At 42.1% G+C, this 19,083-nt stretch carries 19 protein-coding genes; 7 read left to right on the top strand and 12 right to left on the bottom strand.

Annotated features, from left to right (window positions below):
• Positions 1-25: 25 nt before the first annotated feature.
• The 5 genes from EP57_RS06115 to mltG all read right to left on the bottom strand — a co-directional run bounded on the left by EP57_RS06115 (position 26) and on the right by mltG (position 3,837).
• Positions 26-661: a DUF1510 family protein gene (locus EP57_RS06115; RefSeq protein ID WP_036085221.1), complete on the bottom strand. Its 636-nt coding sequence runs from the start codon at positions 659-661 to the stop codon at positions 26-28.
• An 85-nt stretch (positions 662-746) separates the two neighbouring features.
• Positions 747-1,223 (bottom strand): transcription elongation factor GreA, encoded by a 477-nt coding sequence (gene greA / locus EP57_RS06110; RefSeq protein ID WP_036085220.1) that lies wholly within the window; start codon positions 1,221-1,223, stop codon positions 747-749.
• 183 nt (positions 1,224-1,406) lie between these two features.
• Positions 1,407-2,036, bottom strand: a complete 630-nt coding sequence (gene udk / locus EP57_RS06105; protein WP_036085662.1) for a uridine kinase — start codon at positions 2,034-2,036, stop codon at positions 1,407-1,409.
• A 2-nt stretch (positions 2,037-2,038) separates the two neighbouring features.
• A complete protein-coding gene (locus tag EP57_RS06100) occupies positions 2,039-2,686 on the bottom strand; it encodes an O-methyltransferase (RefSeq protein WP_036085219.1) in 648 nt (215 codons plus the stop codon).
• A gap of 83 nt (positions 2,687-2,769) precedes the next feature.
• The gene (gene mltG, locus EP57_RS06095) at positions 2,770-3,837 is read right to left on the bottom strand and encodes an endolytic transglycosylase MltG (protein WP_036085217.1); all 1,068 of its coding nucleotides are present in this window, start codon (positions 3,835-3,837) and stop codon (positions 2,770-2,772) included.
• A gap of 159 nt (positions 3,838-3,996) precedes the next feature.
• Between mltG and EP57_RS06090 the strand changes: the two genes are divergently transcribed.
• Positions 3,997-4,620: a DedA family protein gene (locus EP57_RS06090; protein ID WP_036085216.1), complete on the top strand. Its 624-nt coding sequence runs from the start codon at positions 3,997-3,999 to the stop codon at positions 4,618-4,620.
• 63 nt (positions 4,621-4,683) lie between these two features.
• On the opposite strand, the gene EP57_RS06085 is transcribed toward EP57_RS06090, so the two are convergent.
• From EP57_RS06085 to alaS, 4 genes are all read right to left on the bottom strand, one after another.
• The gene (locus EP57_RS06085; protein ID WP_036085215.1) at positions 4,684-4,977 is read right to left on the bottom strand and encodes a DUF1292 domain-containing protein; all 294 of its coding nucleotides are present in this window, start codon (positions 4,975-4,977) and stop codon (positions 4,684-4,686) included.
• 19 nt (positions 4,978-4,996) lie between these two features.
• Complete coding sequence (gene ruvX / locus EP57_RS06080) at positions 4,997-5,413, bottom strand: Holliday junction resolvase RuvX (RefSeq protein ID WP_036085214.1); 417 nt, start codon at positions 5,411-5,413, stop codon at positions 4,997-4,999.
• Positions 5,410-5,679 carry an IreB family regulatory phosphoprotein gene (locus EP57_RS06075; RefSeq protein WP_036085213.1) on the bottom strand — a complete coding sequence of 90 codons (270 nt, stop codon included), beginning with the start codon at positions 5,677-5,679 and terminating at the stop codon, positions 5,410-5,412. The genes ruvX and EP57_RS06075 overlap by 4 nt, the downstream gene beginning before the upstream one ends.
• Before the next feature lie 120 nt (positions 5,680-5,799).
• A complete protein-coding gene (alaS, locus tag EP57_RS06070; protein WP_036085211.1) occupies positions 5,800-8,430 on the bottom strand; it encodes an alanine--tRNA ligase in 2,631 nt (876 codons plus the stop codon).
• 407 nt (positions 8,431-8,837) lie between these two features.
• On the opposite strand from alaS, the gene EP57_RS06065 reads away from it, so the two are divergent.
• Genes EP57_RS06065 through EP57_RS06055 form a run of 3 tightly spaced genes read left to right on the top strand, consistent with a single transcriptional unit; the run spans position 8,838 to position 10,231 of the window.
• Entirely contained in the window at positions 8,838-9,287 is a 450-nt protein-coding gene (locus EP57_RS06065) for a MarR family winged helix-turn-helix transcriptional regulator (protein WP_036085209.1), read from the top strand.
• 1 nt (position 9,288) lies between these two features.
• Positions 9,289-9,717: an EVE domain-containing protein gene (locus tag EP57_RS06060; RefSeq protein WP_036085206.1), complete on the top strand. Its 429-nt coding sequence runs from the start codon at positions 9,289-9,291 to the stop codon at positions 9,715-9,717.
• Complete coding sequence (locus tag EP57_RS06055; RefSeq protein WP_241480711.1) at positions 9,704-10,231, top strand: cysteine hydrolase family protein; 528 nt, start codon at positions 9,704-9,706, stop codon at positions 10,229-10,231. Before EP57_RS06060 ends, EP57_RS06055 begins: the two co-directional genes overlap by 14 nt.
• A gap of 52 nt (positions 10,232-10,283) precedes the next feature.
• On the opposite strand, the gene EP57_RS06050 is transcribed toward EP57_RS06055, so the two are convergent.
• Both EP57_RS06050 and EP57_RS06045 read right to left on the bottom strand, forming a co-directional pair.
• Positions 10,284-10,970, bottom strand: a complete 687-nt coding sequence (locus EP57_RS06050) for an ABC transporter ATP-binding protein (protein ID WP_036085202.1) — start codon at positions 10,968-10,970, stop codon at positions 10,284-10,286.
• Positions 10,971-10,984: 14 nt separating this feature from the next.
• Positions 10,985-12,490, bottom strand: a complete 1,506-nt coding sequence (locus tag EP57_RS06045) for an ABC transporter permease (protein ID WP_036085199.1) — start codon at positions 12,488-12,490, stop codon at positions 10,985-10,987.
• 177 nt (positions 12,491-12,667) lie between these two features.
• Between EP57_RS06045 and pieR the strand changes: the two genes are divergently transcribed.
• The 3 genes from pieR (at position 12,668) to EP57_RS06030 (ending at position 16,570) form a co-directional block, all read left to right on the top strand.
• Positions 12,668-13,360, top strand: a complete 693-nt coding sequence (gene pieR / locus EP57_RS06040; RefSeq protein WP_036085197.1) for a two component system response regulator PieR — start codon at positions 12,668-12,670, stop codon at positions 13,358-13,360.
• A complete protein-coding gene (gene pieS / locus EP57_RS06035; RefSeq protein ID WP_052167588.1) occupies positions 13,357-14,796 on the top strand; it encodes a two component system sensor histidine kinase PieS in 1,440 nt (479 codons plus the stop codon). Before pieR ends, pieS begins: the two co-directional genes overlap by 4 nt.
• A gap of 328 nt (positions 14,797-15,124) precedes the next feature.
• On the top strand, positions 15,125-16,570 hold the full coding sequence (locus EP57_RS06030) for a toxin Cry1Ac domain D-VI-related protein (protein ID WP_036085195.1): 1,446 nt from the start codon (positions 15,125-15,127) through the stop codon (positions 16,568-16,570).
• A gap of 92 nt (positions 16,571-16,662) precedes the next feature.
• Here EP57_RS06030 and recD2 read toward each other — a convergent pair whose 3' ends face one another.
• A complete protein-coding gene (recD2, locus tag EP57_RS06025; RefSeq protein WP_036085193.1) occupies positions 16,663-19,056 on the bottom strand; it encodes an SF1B family DNA helicase RecD2 in 2,394 nt (797 codons plus the stop codon).
• Positions 19,057-19,083: the final 27 nt, after the last annotated feature.

Raw genomic sequence — 19,083 nt, 5'->3', positions numbered from 1 at the left:
AACAGAGTCGAAACACAGCTTTGTACTAATTTTTCTTGTCATTTGTTTTTAGTTCTTCTACTTTTGTTGGCTGCCATCCTGAACCATCTTTCCATGTAATGTAAATACGGTATGCCTTGTCTGGGTCTTCTTTTGTAGAAATCGTTCCTACAGATTGTGTTGCAGGATCTTCTCCACGCCCCACATACCAAACCGTCATATCGCCTTTATCAATACTTGTTGCTTCTGAAAAAGCAGCTACTTTTTCGCTCCAGTCTTGACTATCCATTTCATAGGAATTGACGTGATCGCCTTTTTGTTCGGTTGGAATCACTTTCCAGTCTTTCGTGATTACTTTCGATACGTTTGGATCATCACTTGTCTCAGTGACTGTTTCTTCTTTTGGTTTCTCGGTTGTGTCTTTTTTCTTGGTGTCGTCTTTTGTTGTGTCTTTAGCTTGTTGCGTGGTTGCTGGCTTTGTTTCTTGCGGTTCTTTTGTATCCTCAGCCGTTAAAAAAAAAACGAGCCATAGAACTGCAATGATGAGTACACTTACTAAAATAATGAGAACGTTCAATGTGATGCTTGTTCTCTTATGTTTGCTATTTTGTTCGGAGCGTGATGCTTCTACTTTGTTTTCGGCAATGCGTCGCTGCTCTTCTTTTTGTGATTTTTGGTCCATTGTGACACCACCTTATTCGTCCAGAGGAGCAAGCGGGCTTCATTTCCTACTTGCTCCCCTGAAAGTTTCTCATTGTATGTTTTCGTTATGCACTGATTTTGACGATTTTAACGTTCATTTCGCCGCCTGGTGTTTGGATGGAAACTTCGTCGCCTTCTTTACAACCTAATAGTGCTTTAGCGATTGGTGAATCATTGGAGATTAGACCTTCAAATGGATCTGCTTCTGCGCTACCTACGATAGTGTACGTTTCTTCGTCGCCATTTGGTAATTCTACGAAAGTAACGGTGTTTCCTAGTGCTACTTCTCCACTCATTGCACTTGCATCAATGATTTGTGCATTGCGAATCATATTTTCAAGCGTTGTGATTCGACCCTCTACAAATGCTTGTTCGTCTTTTGCTGAATCATACTCGGAGTTCTCTGAAAGGTCGCCGAAGCTACGCGCAATCTTAATACGTTCTACGACTTCTTTACGTTTTACTGTTTTTAAATCTGCTAGTTCGTTTTCTAATTTTGCTTTACCTTCTAATGTCATTGGGAATACTTTTTCTGTAGCCAAATTCTTTCTCTCCTTCATCTGTTTATTAAAAGAACGAAAAAGGTGGCTCCTTTTCCGCACTATAACATGTATTTACTTTACGCCTGAAAGATTAACACGATTTTCAGGAAATGTCCAGCAAATTTTGTCCAATAGTGAAATTCTATCTTAATTTGTTGATAATTACAAGCCGTAGCGTCGCATTTATAGGTGTGCTTCTAGGATTGTCGCGACTTTTGTTGTCATTAAATCAATGGCTACCTTGTTTTCGCCGCCTTCTGGAATAATAATGTCTGCGTATTTTTTTGTTGGCTCGATAAACTTCTGATACATTGGCTTTACAACGGTTAAGTACTGCTCAATAACGGATTCCATCGTCCGACCGCGCTCGTTCACATCGCGAACCATACGTCGCAAAATCCGAATATCGTCGTCTGTGTCAACATACACTTTAATGTCCATCAAATCACGTAAACGCGGATCTTCAAGAATCAAAATGCCTTCTAAAATAATGACTTCCTTTGGTTCTTGATGAATAATTTCGCTGGATCGCGTGTATAATTCGTAATCGTAAACCGGTTTATCGATAGGCTCATAACGCAGCAATTGCTTCAAATGCCGAATTAAAAGGTCGGTATCAAAGGCTAGCGGATGGTCATAATTCGTCTCCAAACGCTCTTCAAACGCCATTTCTGCTTGATCTTTATAATAAAAATCTTGTTCTAACATTAAAATCGAGTGGCCTGTAAAATGGTCATAAATCGCCTTACTAACACTTGTCTTTCCTGAACCACTTCCACCAGTGACACCTACTACTATCGGCTTATTCTGCATCATTATACGTCTTCCTTTCTGCGACTAATCGCAAGGCCGTCTCCAAGTGGAATCGTTGTTGTCGTAAAATCAGGATTTTGCAGTAACCAGTCGTTGAATTCGCGCATTTTTCGTGATACGCGTTGTTTTTGTTGTGCGCGCGGTGAATCATGTAACGCCAAGCCTTTGAAAAGGACATTGTCACTATAAATCACACCGTTCGGAGCCAATTTCTCAATGTAGATGTCAAAGAACTTCGCATATTGCGCTTTGGCTGCATCGATAAAAATCGCATCGAAATTCTCTTTTTCAAGCACGATGGAGCTATCTTCTAACGCATCCATAAGCAAAACTTCCACACGATCTTCAGCGCCAAACTCACGAACGTTGTGCCATGCGCGGTCGTATCTCGTTTCATCGCGTTCCATCGTCACAATATGTACATCTGGCAAGGCATCTGCCATCCGTAAAGCGGAATATCCAATCGCAGTACCAATTTCCAAAATTCGCTTTGGTTGTTGAATCTGCAAAATCTGCAACATAAAATGCATCGAATCGATTTCCATAATCGGTACTTCGTTTTCTTTTGCATAAGCTTCCAATTCCATAAAAAACGGTTTGCGTTCTGGAATATGTGAAAGCAAATAATTATGAATTAGCGTATCATTCACGGCCTTTTATCCCCTTTAATAAACTAATGATAAGCGTCTGTCACACCTAGCGGCATACAACAAACGCTTATCACAGCTTTCATTTAATCATTATTCGTAATATGTTCTTGTTTTAGCTTGTTATGCTCTTCTAGCGTTTTTGAAAAGTAAACTTGTCCGGTCTTCGTATTCGCTAAAAAGTACAGGTAATCCGTCTTCTCAGGAGCCAGTGCAGCTTCCATCGATGTTTGACCACTGTTAGATATCGGACCTGGCGGTAAACCTTTATTTTTGTAGGTATTATATGGCGAGTCGACTTCTAAATCTTTGTAAAGCGTCCTCGATTTATGTTTACCAAGCGCATAAAGCACTGTCGGGTCGGTTTGTAACGGCATCTTCTCTTTTATACGGTTATAAAAAACACTGGAAATCTTCTTGCGGTCCACATTCGCCGTCGCTTCTTTTTCAATTAAGGAAGACATCGTCAAAAAGGTGTGCACAGACATTTTCTGTTTCGTAAGCTCTGGCTTAAATTGAGCAATATTCGTATCTGTTGCCTTCACCATTTGCGTGATCATTGCTTTCGCATCTTGCTTACTATCAAATTCGTACGTGGCTGGGTATAAATAACCTTCCAGTGGATGCTTCACATTTGGTGCTAACACAGCATTGCTAAGCGTATCTGGATAAGCCGCAATCAGTTCTTTCACGAACATTTTATCATCCATTACTTTCAAGACATCTTCTTTCTTCAATGTCGGCTGATACGTCACCATTCGGTCTGCAATCTGATCCAGTGAGTAGCCTTCTGGAATGACAAGCTTCGAAGGTGCAACAACCTGCCCTTTCTTCAGTTCCGCAATAACTTGTTCCACAGACATCGATGGGCTTAATTTATATTTCCCTGCTTTTAAATTCACTTCATTCTTATATTTCACATAGTATGTAAAAATCATACTACTATTAATCACTTGATTTTCTTCTAGAATATCGCCAATTTCTGACACTTTAGAGCCTTTTGGGATATCAACAATAATGGATTCATTGCTTTTGGCGTTCACGGCTTGCAACTGTGAATCCACATAAAAATAGCCTCCAACTGTTAGGGCAACAAGTATCAACGCAATACTTGATATAATTAGCGTGATCATTTTGCTCTTGGATTTTTTCATATCTAAACCTCTTTCATTCGTCTATACAAAACTATTCCTTATCTATTATAACGGTAATGCGTACGATAGTTCAACCACATTCTGCAAAAAATATAAATTCGTGACGTTTTGGACATATTTAGCTATAATAGAACAATACAAAAAGAAAGAAGGCTTTCTATGCTACATTCCATTATTGAAGGACTACAAAACTTTGTGATGACATTAATTGATTTATTTGGCCATTGGGGCATTTTCTGGGCGATGGTGATTGAAAGCGTCTGTATCCCACTTCCAAGTGAAGTCGTGATGCTATTCGGCGGTTTCATGGCAGAAGCTGGCGATTTGAACTTTTGGCTCGTTGTTTTCGCGGGGATTGCTGGAAATCTAGTTGGCTCCCTAATCGCGTATTACATAGGGAAATTTGGCGGTCGCGCGCTTGTTTTGAAATTTGGGAAATATATTTTCTTAAATGTTGGACACCTGGATCTTGCGGAACACTGGTTTCAGAAGTACGGCGCATCGGCTGTATTCTTCGGGCGGATTTTGCCGGTTATTCGGACGTTCATTTCACTGCCTGCCGGTATTGCGAAGATGAATATTTGGAAATTCGTCATCTATACGATTCTCGGCTGTATTCCGTGGAACATCTTCTTGACCTATTTAGGTTACAAGCTTGGCGCCAACTGGAGTGTTGTGGAGCAATATACACGCCCAATCAGCTACGCCATGCTCGCACTACTCGTCATCATCGTCATTTATTTAATCGTAAAAATTGTTAAAAAACGCAAACCAACAGCGTAAAGGAACAACAAAAAAGGCAGGAGATACGCACGCGAATGGTGCATTATCTCTTGCCTTTATTTTTTACTCTTCGTCCTCGTCTTCTAGGAATGTTGCTAGGACTTCTTCAATCATGTCCCACTCTTCTTCTGTTTCTACAGGTTTCAATTCACCTTGTGTACCGTCTTCGTTTTCGATGAAAGAAGAAGCTTGTAATTCGATTTCTTCTTCATCTTCTGCGCTTTCTGGGTAATAAAGAACGTAAGATTTCTCAAACTCATCGGAATTAAAGGAGAAAAGGACTGCGTAAAGCTCCTCGTTACCGTCTTCGTCTACTACTGTAATGTGTTCGTGATCATGTTCATGATTTTCTGTCATAATGGACACCTCTTTATCATTAATTGTTTGCATCTAAATAAGATTGCAAAATCATTACTGCTGCAAGCTTATCGATGACTTTCTTGCGTTTCTTGCGGCTAACATCGGCTTCTAATAATGTGCGTTCTGCGGCGGCTGTCGTCAATCGTTCATCCCATAAAACAACTGGAATACCCGTGCGACTCTCCAACACTTCTGCATATTTCTGTGAAGCTTCTGCGCGCTCGCCTATCGTGTTATTCATGTTTTTTGGCAAACCGACCACAATTTTTGTGACCTCATTTTGTTCTGCAAGCTCTTTTACTCGGTCGTAACCGAATTGTTTGGCCTGCTCATTTATTGTGATTGTCTCAATGCCTTGTGCGGTCCAGCCTAGTGCATCACTAATCGCTACACCAACAGTCACTGAGCCAACATCTAATCCCATTGTTCTCATTTGTCACCAATCTTATTGTTTTTTAGGTACGCCTTTACGAGTTCTTCGATAATCTCATCACGCTCTAAACGGCGGATCAAATTACGAGCGTCATTATGGCGTGGAATATAAGCTGGATCACCGGATAGTAAATAACCAACAATCTGGTTAATCGGGTTATATCCTTTTTCTTCAAGAGCCACGTAAACCTGCCCCATCAAAAGCTTTACGTCTTCTTCGATGGAATCATCGCCAAAATTATAGAACATTGTTTTGTCAGAAGTCATCTTGATCAGCACCTCTTTTCCATTGTTATCACACTATTGTTCACCATTCATTCTACACTAACTTGTGAAAAATAACAAAGGAGATGCTGATTTTAGATGATATTTATTACATGCCGGTGCTTATTGTTGGGCCGCAACCCATTCCGTTACGTATGCTAATGCGCTTGCTAACTTCTCTGGGTCTTTGCCTCCTGCTTGGGCTGTATCAGGGCGTCCGCCGCCGTTTCCACCACAGCGCGTTGCTACTTCTTTTAGTAGTTTACCTGCATGGTAGCCTTCTTTAATTAGGTCTTCTGAGACAGCGGAGATGAGACTTACTTTATCGTCATGTGCTGCACCTAGAACGAGAATGCCGCTTGCTTTTGTTTCTTTCCAATTATCCATGTATTGACGTAATTGGTTCATGTCTTTTGCGTTTACTTGTTTGGCAATGACTGGAACGCCACCAACGTCTTCTGGATTACTGAAAATATCAGCACTCGCAGCGTTTGCTAATTTAGCTAGCAAAGATTCGTTTTCGCGTTTTAATTCACGTACTTCTTGATGCAATTGTTCTACTTTTTGTGGCGACTCTTTCGGTGTTGTTTTTAGTAGGTTTGCTGTTTCTTTTAAGTAGTGTTCTTGTTGGTTTAAGAAGCGATATGCAGATTCGCCTGTGACAGCTTCAATGCGTCGTGTTCCCGCGCCAATACCACTTTCGGAAATGATGTTGAAAAGTCCAATTTCAGCGGTGTTTTTAACATGGATACCACCACAAAGTTCGATGCTGTAGTTGCCGATACGGACTACGCGGACAACATCGCCGTATTTCTCGCCAAATAGTGCCATAGCGCCGAGTTCTTTTGCTTCTTTGATTAGCATTTCTTTAATGTCAACAGCAAGTTGATCCCAGATTTTACGGTTAACGATGTGTTCCATCTTGGATAGTTCGGCTTCTGTAATTTGACCAAAATGCGAGAAGTCAAAGCGCAAACGGTTCGGTTCTACAAGGGAACCTGCTTGGTTGACGTGATCGCCTAATACGTCTTTTAGGGCGCGGTGCAATAGATGGGTTGCTGTATGGTTTTTGATGATGCCGCGACGAGATTCTTTATCTACTTCTAGTGTCACGTGGTCGCCTTTGTTTAGACTACCTGATTCGATACGGATTTCGTGGATGTTTTGTTTGTTTGGTGCTTTTTGGACGTTTAAAACGGTTGCTGTGAAGCCAGCTTTTGTGATGATTCCGTGATCGGCTACTTGTCCACCACTTTCTGCATAAAATGGTGTTTCTTTGAAGATAACTTGTGCTTTTTCGCCGCGTGATGCGCTTTCTGCTAGGCTACCTGCTTTTATAATGTAAAGCACTTCTGTTGCGATGGTTGTTGCTTCGTAGCCTACGAATGTGCTTTTTTCCGTGAGGCTCGTTAGCAATTCGGTTTGTACGCTCATCGATTTAACGTCAGCACGGGCATTTCGAGCGCGATCGCGTTGTTTGTTCATTTCTTCTTCAAAACCAGCGTGATCCACTGTTAAGCCATTGTCTTCCGCGTATTCTTCTGTCAATTCGACTGGGAAACCAAATGTATCATACAGTTTGAAAATGTCTGCGCCACTCATTTGACCTGATTCTTTCGCAGCAGCCATCATTTCTTCTAAAATAGCTAAGCCTTCGTTTAGCGTTTCGTGGAAGCGTTCTTCTTCTGTACGGATAATTTTTTGGATGAATTCAGTTTGTTTTTCAACTTCTGGATAGTAGCTGTTCATGATTTGACCAACTACTGGGACAAGTTTGTACATGAATGGCTCGTTGATGTTGATGTTTTTTGCGTAACGAACGGCACGGCGCAGTAAACGACGTAACACATAGCCTCGTCCTTCGTTTGATGGCAAGGCGCTGTCGCCAATGGCAAATGCTACAGTACGAATATGGTCCGCGATGACCTTGAATGCAGTGTCTGTTTCTGGATTTTGACCGTATTTTTCACCTGAAATAGCTTCTACTTCACGAATAATCGGCATGAATAGGTCTGTTTCAAAGTTTGTTGGCGCGTCTTGGATGATGGAAACCATGCGTTCTAGACCCATCCCTGTATCGATGTTTTTCTTTGGAAGTGGCGTGTACGTGCCATCTGCGTTGTGGTTGAATTGCGAGAATACGAGGTTCCAGATTTCTAAGTAACGCTCATTTTCGCCGCCTGGATATAGTTCTGGGTCAGTTGGATCATTGCCATAAGCTTCGCCACGGTCGTAGAAAATTTCACTATCCGGACCACTTGGACCTTCCCCAATATCCCAAAAATTATCTTCAATCGGCACAATATGATCGTCTGTTAAACCGACTTTTTCTTTCCAAATGTTTTTTGCTTCTTCGTCTTCTGGATAAACCGTTACGTATAATTTATCTGGATCAAAGCCAATCCATTTCGGACTCGTTAGGAATTCCCAAGCCCAGACAATAGCTTCTTCTTTAAAGTATTCACCGATGGAAAAATTCCCTAACATTTCAAAGAATGTGTGGTGACGCGCTGTTTTCCCTACGTTTTCGATATCGTTTGTACGGATTGATTTTTGCGCATTGGTAATACGTGGATTGTCTGGGATGACACTGCCATCGAAATATTTTTTTAGTGTTGCAACGCCACTATTGATCCATAGTAAGGATGCATCGTTAATTGGTACGAGCGGCGCGCTTGGCTCCACTTGGTGCCCTTTTTCCTGGAAAAAGTCTAGGAACATCTGTCTTACTTCAGCACTTGATAATTGTTTCATCTCTATTTCCTCCTTTTGGTTGGCGCGAGCGTCGATACAAAACAAAAAGCCTTATATCGTCTCGCAATACAGGGACGAATATGCTCGCGGTACCACCCTGTTTGCAATGATATAAGACTTGAATCATTACCTCTTTAAGATTCCTTAACGCGGAAAAAACGAAAAATAGTCATCGTAATTGTGAGTTAGCACAGAAATCACTTCTCGTTTGTGTTCTTCCAGCCAAGGAACACTTCTCTTGTAAACGCGCGTCTTTCTTTAGGCTCACACTATTTTTAATTGTATGATACTTGAAATTATAAAGGATGTATTGGGCTGTGTCAATGATTAATGAAGGATATTCGCTTGACCAGGATTGTAATAAGATATATAATAAGCATACTTACTATAAAGAGAGAAGGGTTAACATGAATTTTCCATCGAAATTTGGACGAAATACTTCTGATTCAACTGGATTTTTATTTATGCGGGCGTATAATCTTTGGCATACACGCGTGAAACAGGAGCTACAAGCCATTGATTTAACACATCCACAATTTGTTGTTTTGACCGCAGTTGGTTACCTTTCTCAGGCTAGTGACGAAGTTTTTCAAGTGAGTATTGCAAAGTTGGCGGACATGGATGTGATGACGGTCTCACAGATTTTGAAGTTGCTTGAAAAAAAGGAACTTGTTTCGCGGAAAATGGCCAAAAATGATCCGCGCGCAAAGGCAATCTCCCTCACTCGCGCTGGTCAAGCGAAACTTGAAATCGCACTTCCGCTAGTTGAAAATATTGATGCGGTATTCTTCGCAAACGTATCGGAACCGAAACAATTTCAGCAAGCATTACAAGAATTAACGAAAGAAGATGATTAAAATGACAAAATATTGGATTGGTGTAGCGTCTTTGAATCATGTTATGGGTGGCGTAGAAGGCGGGTTTTCACAGCTATGTCATGGTAAAGAAGCCCCGCTGAAACGGATGAAGCCTGGGGATTGGTTGGTTTATTATAGTCCGAAGCGGGAACTTGGAAGTGAGGAGAAATGTCAATGTTTTACGGCAATTGGGCGCGTGAAGGGGTCGGATATTTATCCTTTTGCAATGACGGAGACTTTTATTCCTTATCGCAAGGATGTTGATTTCTTCCCTAATGCGAAGGAAGTTCCGTTACATGCTATTTCGAAACTGGATGCGTGGCAAAAATACCGTTCTTCTCTTCGATATGGACATTTTGAGATTGATAAGGCGTTTTTTCTAGTGCTCGCTGAGAAAATGGGATTGCCGATGAAGTATGAAAATAAATGATGAGAGGTTGCGTGATATCATGGTAAGCGATGTGTTGATTGTGATTGATCTTCAGAACGGGGTAAATTCGGAGGACTTCCCGTTGGCTAGGTTGGATGAGGTGCTAAGTGGCGTGAATGAACGAATTGCGGTGTACCGGGATGCGGGGAAACCAGTGATTTTTGTGCAGCATGTAGATGCGGAACTCGTGATTGATAGTGAGGACTGGCGGGTAATGCCGGAACTAGATGCGCGCACGGATGATTTGTATGTGAATAAGACGCATGCGAATTCGTTTTACAAGACGGAGCTGCCGGTGATTTTAGCGGAGTTAAATGTGGAGAAAATTGAATTTTGCGGGGCACAGACGGAATATTGTGTGGATAGCACCGTTCGATTTGCACACGGTCTTGGTTTTGATTGTTCGATGAAGCGCGGGTTGCATACGACGGCGAATAGTGATATTTTGACCGCTGAGCAAATTATGGCGCATCATGAAGCGATTTGGGATTATCGTTTTTTAACATTTTTATAAGCACAAAAACTCGCCGAGTCAGCAATGACGCTTCATCAGGCGAGTTTTTTCGTTATACCATTGCGGCAATTTGTTCTTTTACTTCAAAATTACCGTTCTTCATCGTGATTTTTACGTCGGATACTTTAGCAATTTCGGGGTCATGCGTTACCATGATGACGCATTTGCCTTCTTTGTGTGCTAGGTCTTGGAATAGCGTGACGACTTCCTTGCTTGTGCGTTCATCGAGGTTCCCTGTTGGTTCGTCTGCTACGATTAAATCGGTTTCGCAACACAATGCTCGGGCGATGGAAACGCGTTGTTGTTGGCCGCCGCTCAATGTTAGTACTTTTTGGCGTGCCATTTTTTCGTCGATGCCTACTTTCGCTAGCATGTCGAGTGCAAATTGTTTTTTGTCTTTTTGATTCACATGGGTGATTTCCATTGCGGTTGTCACGTTTTGAAGGGCTGTCATGTAAGTTAGTAAGTTGTAGCTTTGGAACACGATTGACACGTATTGATTGCGGTATCTGTTTAGGCCGATTTTTTTGAGTGACAAGCCTTTGTAAAAGATGTCGCCGCCTTTTGGTGCGTCAAGTCCGCCAGCCAAGGATAGGAAAGTCGTTTTTCCTGATCCTGAGCTACCTACGACGGTGTAAAAAACGCCGGTTGCGAATGTGTAGTTAATGTTGTCTAAAATGGGATTATCGTTTTGGTTGTAGCTATATGTTACGTCGGTAAATTCGAGAATTTTTGTCATTATGGGTCACGCTCCTATTCTTGTTTTGTTAAGATTGTTTTTGGATTCATGCGTAGGACAAGGATCGATGGTAGTAATACAGAGATGAAGGCAATACCAACGCCGATTCCGCCCATTTTCAACATGTCTTCTAGGCTCACTTGGATGTCTAGTGATTTGATTTCGCTTGTGTTCGCTGTTAGTGATGCGCCAAATCCTGGACCACCGCCACCTGGGCCGCCACCGTTTCCGCCTGGACCTCTTTGATTACTGCTCGATGTTGTTTCCGATGCGGTTGCGTTTTGCTGTGTTAATAGTTGGTTTCCGACGACTTGCGCCACATAATGGCTACTTACCGCGGCAATTCCGAATGACAAGACCGCCACTACCAAAATTTCAACTAAGAACTGGCCGACTAGTTTCGAGCGTTTTTCGCCGATTGCAAGCAGTACACCCATTTCGTATTTTCGTTCTCGAATTTGCATCATAACGAGTAGTCCTAGAATTAAAGCTCCTGCGATAGATACGATGTATACGACATTTTTAGAGAAGGAAGCTACGTTGTCGATTGGACCGATCATTTGTTGGTAAACTGCGTCATTTGCGTCTAATTTGAACGTGTCCCAATCTACTGCGGATACTTGTTTTGCTTCTTTTTCAAAAGCACTGATGTTTGCTGCGTCGTCCATGAAGTAAATCGCGGAATCAACTGTGTCTTTGCTGTCGCTGCCTTTGATGGTATTAGCGACTGTGTATGGTACGTAAATCGTATTGTATGGATTTAAGAAGGAGAAGTTTGTTGCTGCATCGCTTCCTGAATCGCTTGTTTCGTATATACCTTGAATCGTAAGTTCTACTGTTGTTGCTTCGTCGCTTGATTGGATTTTAATTTTATCGCCGACTTTAAGGTCGTTTTCTTCTGCGAGTGTTTTTTCAATCATGACAACGTTTTTGCCAACATCGCTTGCTGTGATTGCTTTTCCAGATACTAATTTGTCTGTACCTGCTTTGAAGTTTGTTGCTGTGGAAGAGTCTAGAACGCCTGATACGCTTAAGTCTGCTTGTACCATTTGCGGACGGTTCGTATCATTGCTATTCTCCCCTCCTGGCCCTTGTTGTGTTGTGGATGAAGAGCTATCTTGGGATGTGTCGTTGGATGATTTAATTGGGTCAAAACCAGATGCTAATGCTTGTGTGTTGGAATAAAGATTATAACCCGCTACGTGGTCTAATTTGGCTAATTTTTCAGCAGCGGATACGGCGATTGGCGTCGATTCGAACATGCGTCGCTGTGTTGTGCTTCCATCACTACTGCTGGAGGATTCTTTTTGTTGTGCCTCCATTTGTTTTTCGCGGTCAACGGATAATGTCACGTCTCCCCCAAGTTCTTTTCGCGCTAGTTCACTCGCTTTATTTGCAGCGGATTGAATAGTAAATCCGGAAAGAATAAGTACACACACAATTGTAAAAATAAATAATTGCAATATTGTTCTTCCTTTTCGTGCCTTCATACTAAGTAATGCTCGTTTGATAAAATTCATATCGATTCCTCCATTTCGTCTTGCTCTGTTTATAAGATTAGACGTAAGGTGTGAAAAAAATATGAACAAATTGTGTGCGGTGTTTTAAACTTTTGGGAAAAACATTATTTAGCTTGATTTCGGGACCTTTTTAGTCTAGTTTTAAGAGAGAGCTATAATGAGAGAGAGGCAAAAATGATGAAGTTATTAATGATTGAGGATAATGTCAGTGTTTGTACGATGATCGAAATGTTTTTTATGAAGGAAAAGATAGACGCAACGTTTGTGCATGATGGATTGGAAGGTTTTGAAACGTTTGGCAAGGACGATTGGGATATTGTGATTATTGATTTGATGCTGCCAAGTATGGACGGCATGACGATTTGTCACAAAATTCGCGAGACGAGTGATGTGCCGATTATTATTTTGACGGCGAAAGAATCAGAATCCGATCAGGTGCTTGGTCTTGAAATTGGCGCGGATGATTATGTGACTAAGCCGTTTAGCCCGCTGACGTTGATGGCGCGGATTAAAGCCGTAACTCGTCGTAAAGGACAAAGCCAGTCGGTAAAAGCCGCAGAAGACGATGATATATTAGAAACAACCTATTTCAAAATTAGTAAAAAGACGCGGGAAATTTATTATGAAGGTAAGTTACTTGAAGCATTGACGCCAAAGGAATTTGATTTGTTATACTTCTTGATGCAGCATCCACGCCAGGTTTTCTCACGGGAACAGTTGTTGGAGCAGGTTTGGGGCTATCAGTTTTACGGGGATGAGCGGACGGTAGATGTGCATATTAAGCGACTCCGCAAGAAGATTGCCACGGAAGAGCATCCATTTTTGCATACGATCTGGGGCGTTGGCTATAAATTTGATGAAACGGAATGAGTCGCATGAAATTTAAATACTTTTATCAGCTTTTTTTGACACAGTTTATTATTTTGTTCATCGCGTGTTTGATGATTGGCTTGTTGATTTCGCATTTTATGAAGGATTATTTGTATCAGTCTGAGGTTGCGGATTTAACAGCTTACGGAGAAGAGATTGCAAAAGATGTGCAAGGCATGTCGAGCGAGGAAGTGGCGAGCCCTATTTTGCGGACGTATCAGCAGATTTTGAGCGTGAAGAATATTCATTATGTGATTTTCGATGATACAGCAGCGATTATTTATCCGAAAAACGACCGCCCTCTTCCTCCTGATTTTCGATTGAAAACAGATGAATGGAAGGAGTTACAGGATGGCAAAACGGTTTCGACATTGATGGATACACGTTTTAGCGAGCAGTTGACGCGTGTGAGTATTCCGATTGAAAAAAATGGCGAATTCGCTGGTGGCATCATGCTGACTTCGCCGATTAGCGGCACCGAGAAAGTTATCGGCAAAATTAATTGGTACGTTTTCTATACGATTCTTATTTCGATTACGATTGCCCTTATTTTGAGTGCGATTATTGCCAAACTGCAAGTGAATCGGTTCCGCAAATTGAGTTCGGCGACCAAGGAAGTAATTAAAGGCAATTATAGTGTGCGTTTGAAAGAGAGTTCAATTGATGAGATTGGCGCGCTTGCTGGGGATTTCAATAAGATGACGCAAACGTTGGAAGAATCGGCCGTTGAAATTGAGCGTCAGGAAAAACGTCGTCGCCAGTTTATTGCGGATGTGTCTCACGAAATGCGGACGCCGCTTACGACGATTAGTGGTTTGACGGAAGGTTTAGTGAATGACATTATTCCGAAAAGCGAGACGGATCGTTGTATTGCGCTGATTGATACGGAGGCAAGACGTTTGGCTCGGCTTGTGAATGAAAATCTGGATTATGAGCGGATTCGTTCTAATCAGATTCAACTAAATAAGACGACATTTACAGCGCATGAATTTTTGGATATTATTAAAGACCAGTTACAATTGACAGCCGAGGATAAAGGCAACCAAATTATTGTGGATGCGCCAGATTCTGTACAAATTTTTGCGGATTATGATCGGTTGATGCAAGTCTTTATTAATATCGTGAAAAACAGTATTCAGTTTACCGAGAATGGGACGATTACACTTACCGCTAAACAGGAATATAAAGCAACTATTTTTGAAATTAGTGACACTGGGATTGGCATGGATGAATCCGAAGTGGAGCAAATTTGGGACCGTTTTTATAAGGCGGATATGTCGCGGACGAGTACGAAGTTTGGCGAATCTGGCATTGGTCTTTCGATTGTGAAGCAGCTGATTAGCTATCATGATGGTGAGGTTAGCGTGCATAGTGTGCCAAATAAAGGAACAACTTTCACTATCTCACTGCCCTTCTTTACGGACAAGGAACTATAGAAAGATAGAGCTGGATACACTAACCTTGAATGGTATGGTGTATCCAGTTTTTTTGTGTTTTCTGGACATTCGCCGTTTTTTATAACTCCAGGAGAACATTTTTTGAAATTCTGTACTTCTGTTATTTTTCACAAAATCGTAACAAAGGGCTTTTATTCATGTTTTTGATGTATCATTTCAGCTATAAATAGGCATCTAGAGCAACATTTCCAGCCATTATGTAGCACTTTTGATTCGGTCGTTTTTAAATGGCTTTTTCCAATAAGCGTATACTATGTGTATACAAAAAAACAGACAGAACAAACTAAAATATGGAGGGCTATGAATCATGAAAAAAATAATAAATGCGACGCTTGCAACGATGTTATTACTTGGAACTTCCAGTTTCGCTTTCGCCGATCAAACATTTGCCGCTGAAAGCACGACTCAAACTGTTGCTCCACTTTTAAATACATCTTATGAAGGTGATGTAACAATTACTGGTCATCTTCCGGCACAAGGTACTGTCACATCTCGGGTTTTCACGACAGGTGGCTGGATGATTGGACATACTCAAACGCCAATTCAAACAGATGAAAACGGCGACTATTCCATTTCGATTACTGACTACACGAAGTATGTTCAAGCAGGTTGCCCCGATTACGGAACTCTATCTCCATTAACACAGGGAATGTACATTGAAGTCGTTTCGTTGGATGCAGATGGTAACTATCTAGCTAGATCCTTGTTAAATGTGCAATCCGCTGACGCTGGAAAAGAAGCCGCAGTCAATAAGCTTTTCATCGATAACAATCCTACCAATACAATTCGCGATACTCTCGTACAAGCCGATATTGACCAAGCTGAAAACATTGCAAATTCCGTAACAGACGCAACTTTAAAAGCAACATTACAAGACCGCGTCGCATCAGCGAATCAACAACTTCAAGATCGTCTACACGAGCAAGAAGCAACTGCCACAACACACGCATTATTCACCGACGCCAATCCAACAAATGATATAACCGAAGATTTGACACAAGAAGCCATTGACGCAGCAAGTAATCAAGTCTCTGCACTCAAAGAATCGCCAACTAAAAACACACTTCAAGCCAATATCGACAAAGCCCAACAACAACTAACAGAAAAATTAGCAGAACAAGAAGCCGCGATTGCCGTTGCCTCCCTATTCACCGAATCCCACGAAATTGTCGCTGATTTAACACAAGACAGAATAGACCAAGCTCAATTGAAAGTAAATGCCGTTACTAACCCAGAAAAAAAAGCACAATTGCAAGAACAAATCAACGACGCACAGCAACAATTAGACAACAGCAAAATTAAAGAACCTGACTCCCCAACTCCCGATCCAATCGCTGAACCAACAACACCAACCGATGAAAAAACAGATCCAATTCCAGCCCCAACTGAAAAAACAACAGATCCAGTCACTCCAATAAAAGATGAACCAGCGACTCCAACTGAGCAAACGGCAGAAGAAAACACACCCGTAGCGCAAGACGCACTACCTATCAAGACTCCATCCACACCAAATATACAACAAGCCATTCAAAAAAACACGCATTTGATGACACCAAACACAGCATACCAAAGCCAACCACCAACCATACAACCTGAACAAACACAAACAGCGGCAACTCTACCAGAATCAACAGCGAGCACTGAAAAAACACTGCCTAAAACCGGAGACCAAAACACAGTCCCTACAACATTATTCGGAACATTATTAATCGGTTTAGCCGCATTATGGTCACGCAAAAGCTTGAAAAAATAAGACGCCAGACAAAAAGAAGATTCCCCTTTTATAATTTAAAAGGAGGATCTTCTTTTTTTATAGGCTTTCAAGAGAAAACCTTTCATCTTTTTTCAAGCCCGCATGAATTGAAACGGCGTGATTCCTTCCATCCCAATCATCGGATCAATCTGCGCCCAATTTTCCTCCGTCAACAACTTCCGATTGCTCACCGTTGCCAACATCTCTTCTTCACTTAGCAGTCGCTCGTACAACGTCGTATTCCGCTTTTCTTCATCAATTCGCTCGACACCCATACGAAACGCGTCTTCTTCCCCACAAATAATCAAGAATTGCTTGCTCCGCGTCACCGCCGTATACAAAATATCACGGCGCAACATCCGGTAATAACTCCGCACCACCGGCAAAATGACAATCGGAAACTCACTGCCCTGCGCTTTATGAATCGAGCAACAATACGCATGTGTCAGTTGGCCAAACTCCTGCCTGAAATACTCGACCTCCGTCTGATCAAACTGCACCACAACCATATCTTGTTTTTCTGTATTTTCCTTCGCATAAATAATCGAAACAATCTCGCCAAAATCACCATTGAAAACATTTTTCTCCGGCTGATTCACCAATTGTAGAACCCGATCTCCAATTCGAAAAACCGCATCACCAAACTTCACTTCTTTCCGTTTTCCATCTGGATTAGCATTGAAAATCTCCTGCATTTTGCGATTTAAAACATCAATTCCTGCAGGCCCTCGGTACATTGGCGCCAAAACTTGAATATCTTTTGCCCGAAATCCTTTTTTCTTCGCGTTTTCTACGACTTTTTCAACGACTTCGGCGATTTGATTCACCGTACAATGAAAAAAAGAGCGATCCGCACTATTTTTGGTAAATGTCGTTGGTAGGAAACCTTGGCGAATGTCATGGGCCAGCTCAATAATCGATGAACCATCCTCCTGACGATAAATATCTGTTAACTCAACGGTCGGAATTTCCTGCGAACGCAACATATCTTTCAAAACTTGGCCTGGTCCTACAGAAGGCAACTGATCTTGGTCTCCAACTAAAATGACTTGCATGCTCGCCGGTAAGGCCCGGAAAAGCTGATTCGCCAGCCAAATATCGACCATCGACATCTCATCAATAATAAGTAACTTCCCTTCAATGGAACGCTCGTTATCATCATCCAACTGCTCCTGCCCGTTCATTCCAAGCAAACGGTGAATCGTCATTGCTGGAAGCCCCGTTGATTCCGTCATTCGCTTCGCCGCACGACCTGTTGGCGCAGCTAGCAAAATCGGTAACTTCTGTCCATCCTTATACGACATCGGGTCCAAATTAACACCGTTTAACTCAGCATAAAGCTCCACAATCCCTTTAATAACCGTCGTTTTCCCTGTACCTGGCCCACCAGTCAAAATCAACATCGGAGACATCAAGGCCTTTTCAAGCGCAACCTTTTGCGTTTCCCCGTAAGAAACCCCAATCCGTTCCTCCAGCTCACCAAGCGCAATATAAAACTCCGATTTTGGAAAAAGATCCTCGTAATGTTTCTGCTTCATCATCCGCTTCACATGCGCCGCAAAACCAGACTCCGCAAAATAAAGCGAAGGCACATACACCCGCGTGTTCTCCGTCATCACCTTCATATCTTCCTCAAGCGCCGACAATTGTTTCACAAGTTCATCCTGCTCAATCCGAATCGGTTCGCTATTTTCCAGCAACTGCGTCACCGATTCCAGCAACACTTCCCGCTCCATAAACACATTCCCTTGCTGCAACGACTCCTGCTCCAACATATACAAAATCGCCGCCTGCAACCGCGCATAATGATTCCCGCCAAGCCCAAGCTTGCGTCCCAACTCATCCGCCCGGTTAAAACCAATCCCCTTCACATCTTCAATCAACTTATAAGGATTGCCCTCCAACACATTCAACGTATCCTGCTTATACGCCTGAAAAATTTTCATCGAAAGCTGTGGTCCAAAACCATAATCATTCAGACTCACCATAATATGTTCCAAACCTTGATTCTCACGAAGCGAATCCAACAAATTCTCCGCCGTCTCAAGTGGCAACCTCGGCACCGTTTGTAGCAAACTAGGATCACTCAAAATACGACTAATCGCGTCCTCACCAAGCGTATCCACAATCCGTTCCGCCGTCTTTTTCCCAACTCCTTTAAAAAGTTCGCCAGACAAATACTGCACAACGCCCTGTTTTGTTTGTGGCATGTCCTTTTTAAATCGGTCCGCTTTAAACTGTTGCCCAAATTTGGCATGATCCATTAGTTTCCCGTGAAATATGTACACCTCTTGCTCATGAAGGGCGGGAAAAAAGCCCGTCACCACAATGTCCTTCTCGTCCCACGTCGTATTCGTATCTTGCACTTGAATCCGCACAACAGAAAACAAGTTTTCACTATTATGAAAAATCGTTGACATCACGAGTCCTTTCATGTACAATTCTTCGTTCTCGCCTAGCAATCCCAACGTTTCTTGCGTGTCCATTTTCCCACCACCTTTCGTCTACTCTTT

The sequence above is a fragment of the Listeria booriae genome, from assembly GCF_000766865.1.
Taxonomy (GTDB): Bacteria; Bacillota; Bacilli; order Lactobacillales; family Listeriaceae; genus Listeria_A; species Listeria_A booriae.
This window is presented reverse-complemented; position numbering and strand designations above follow the sequence as displayed.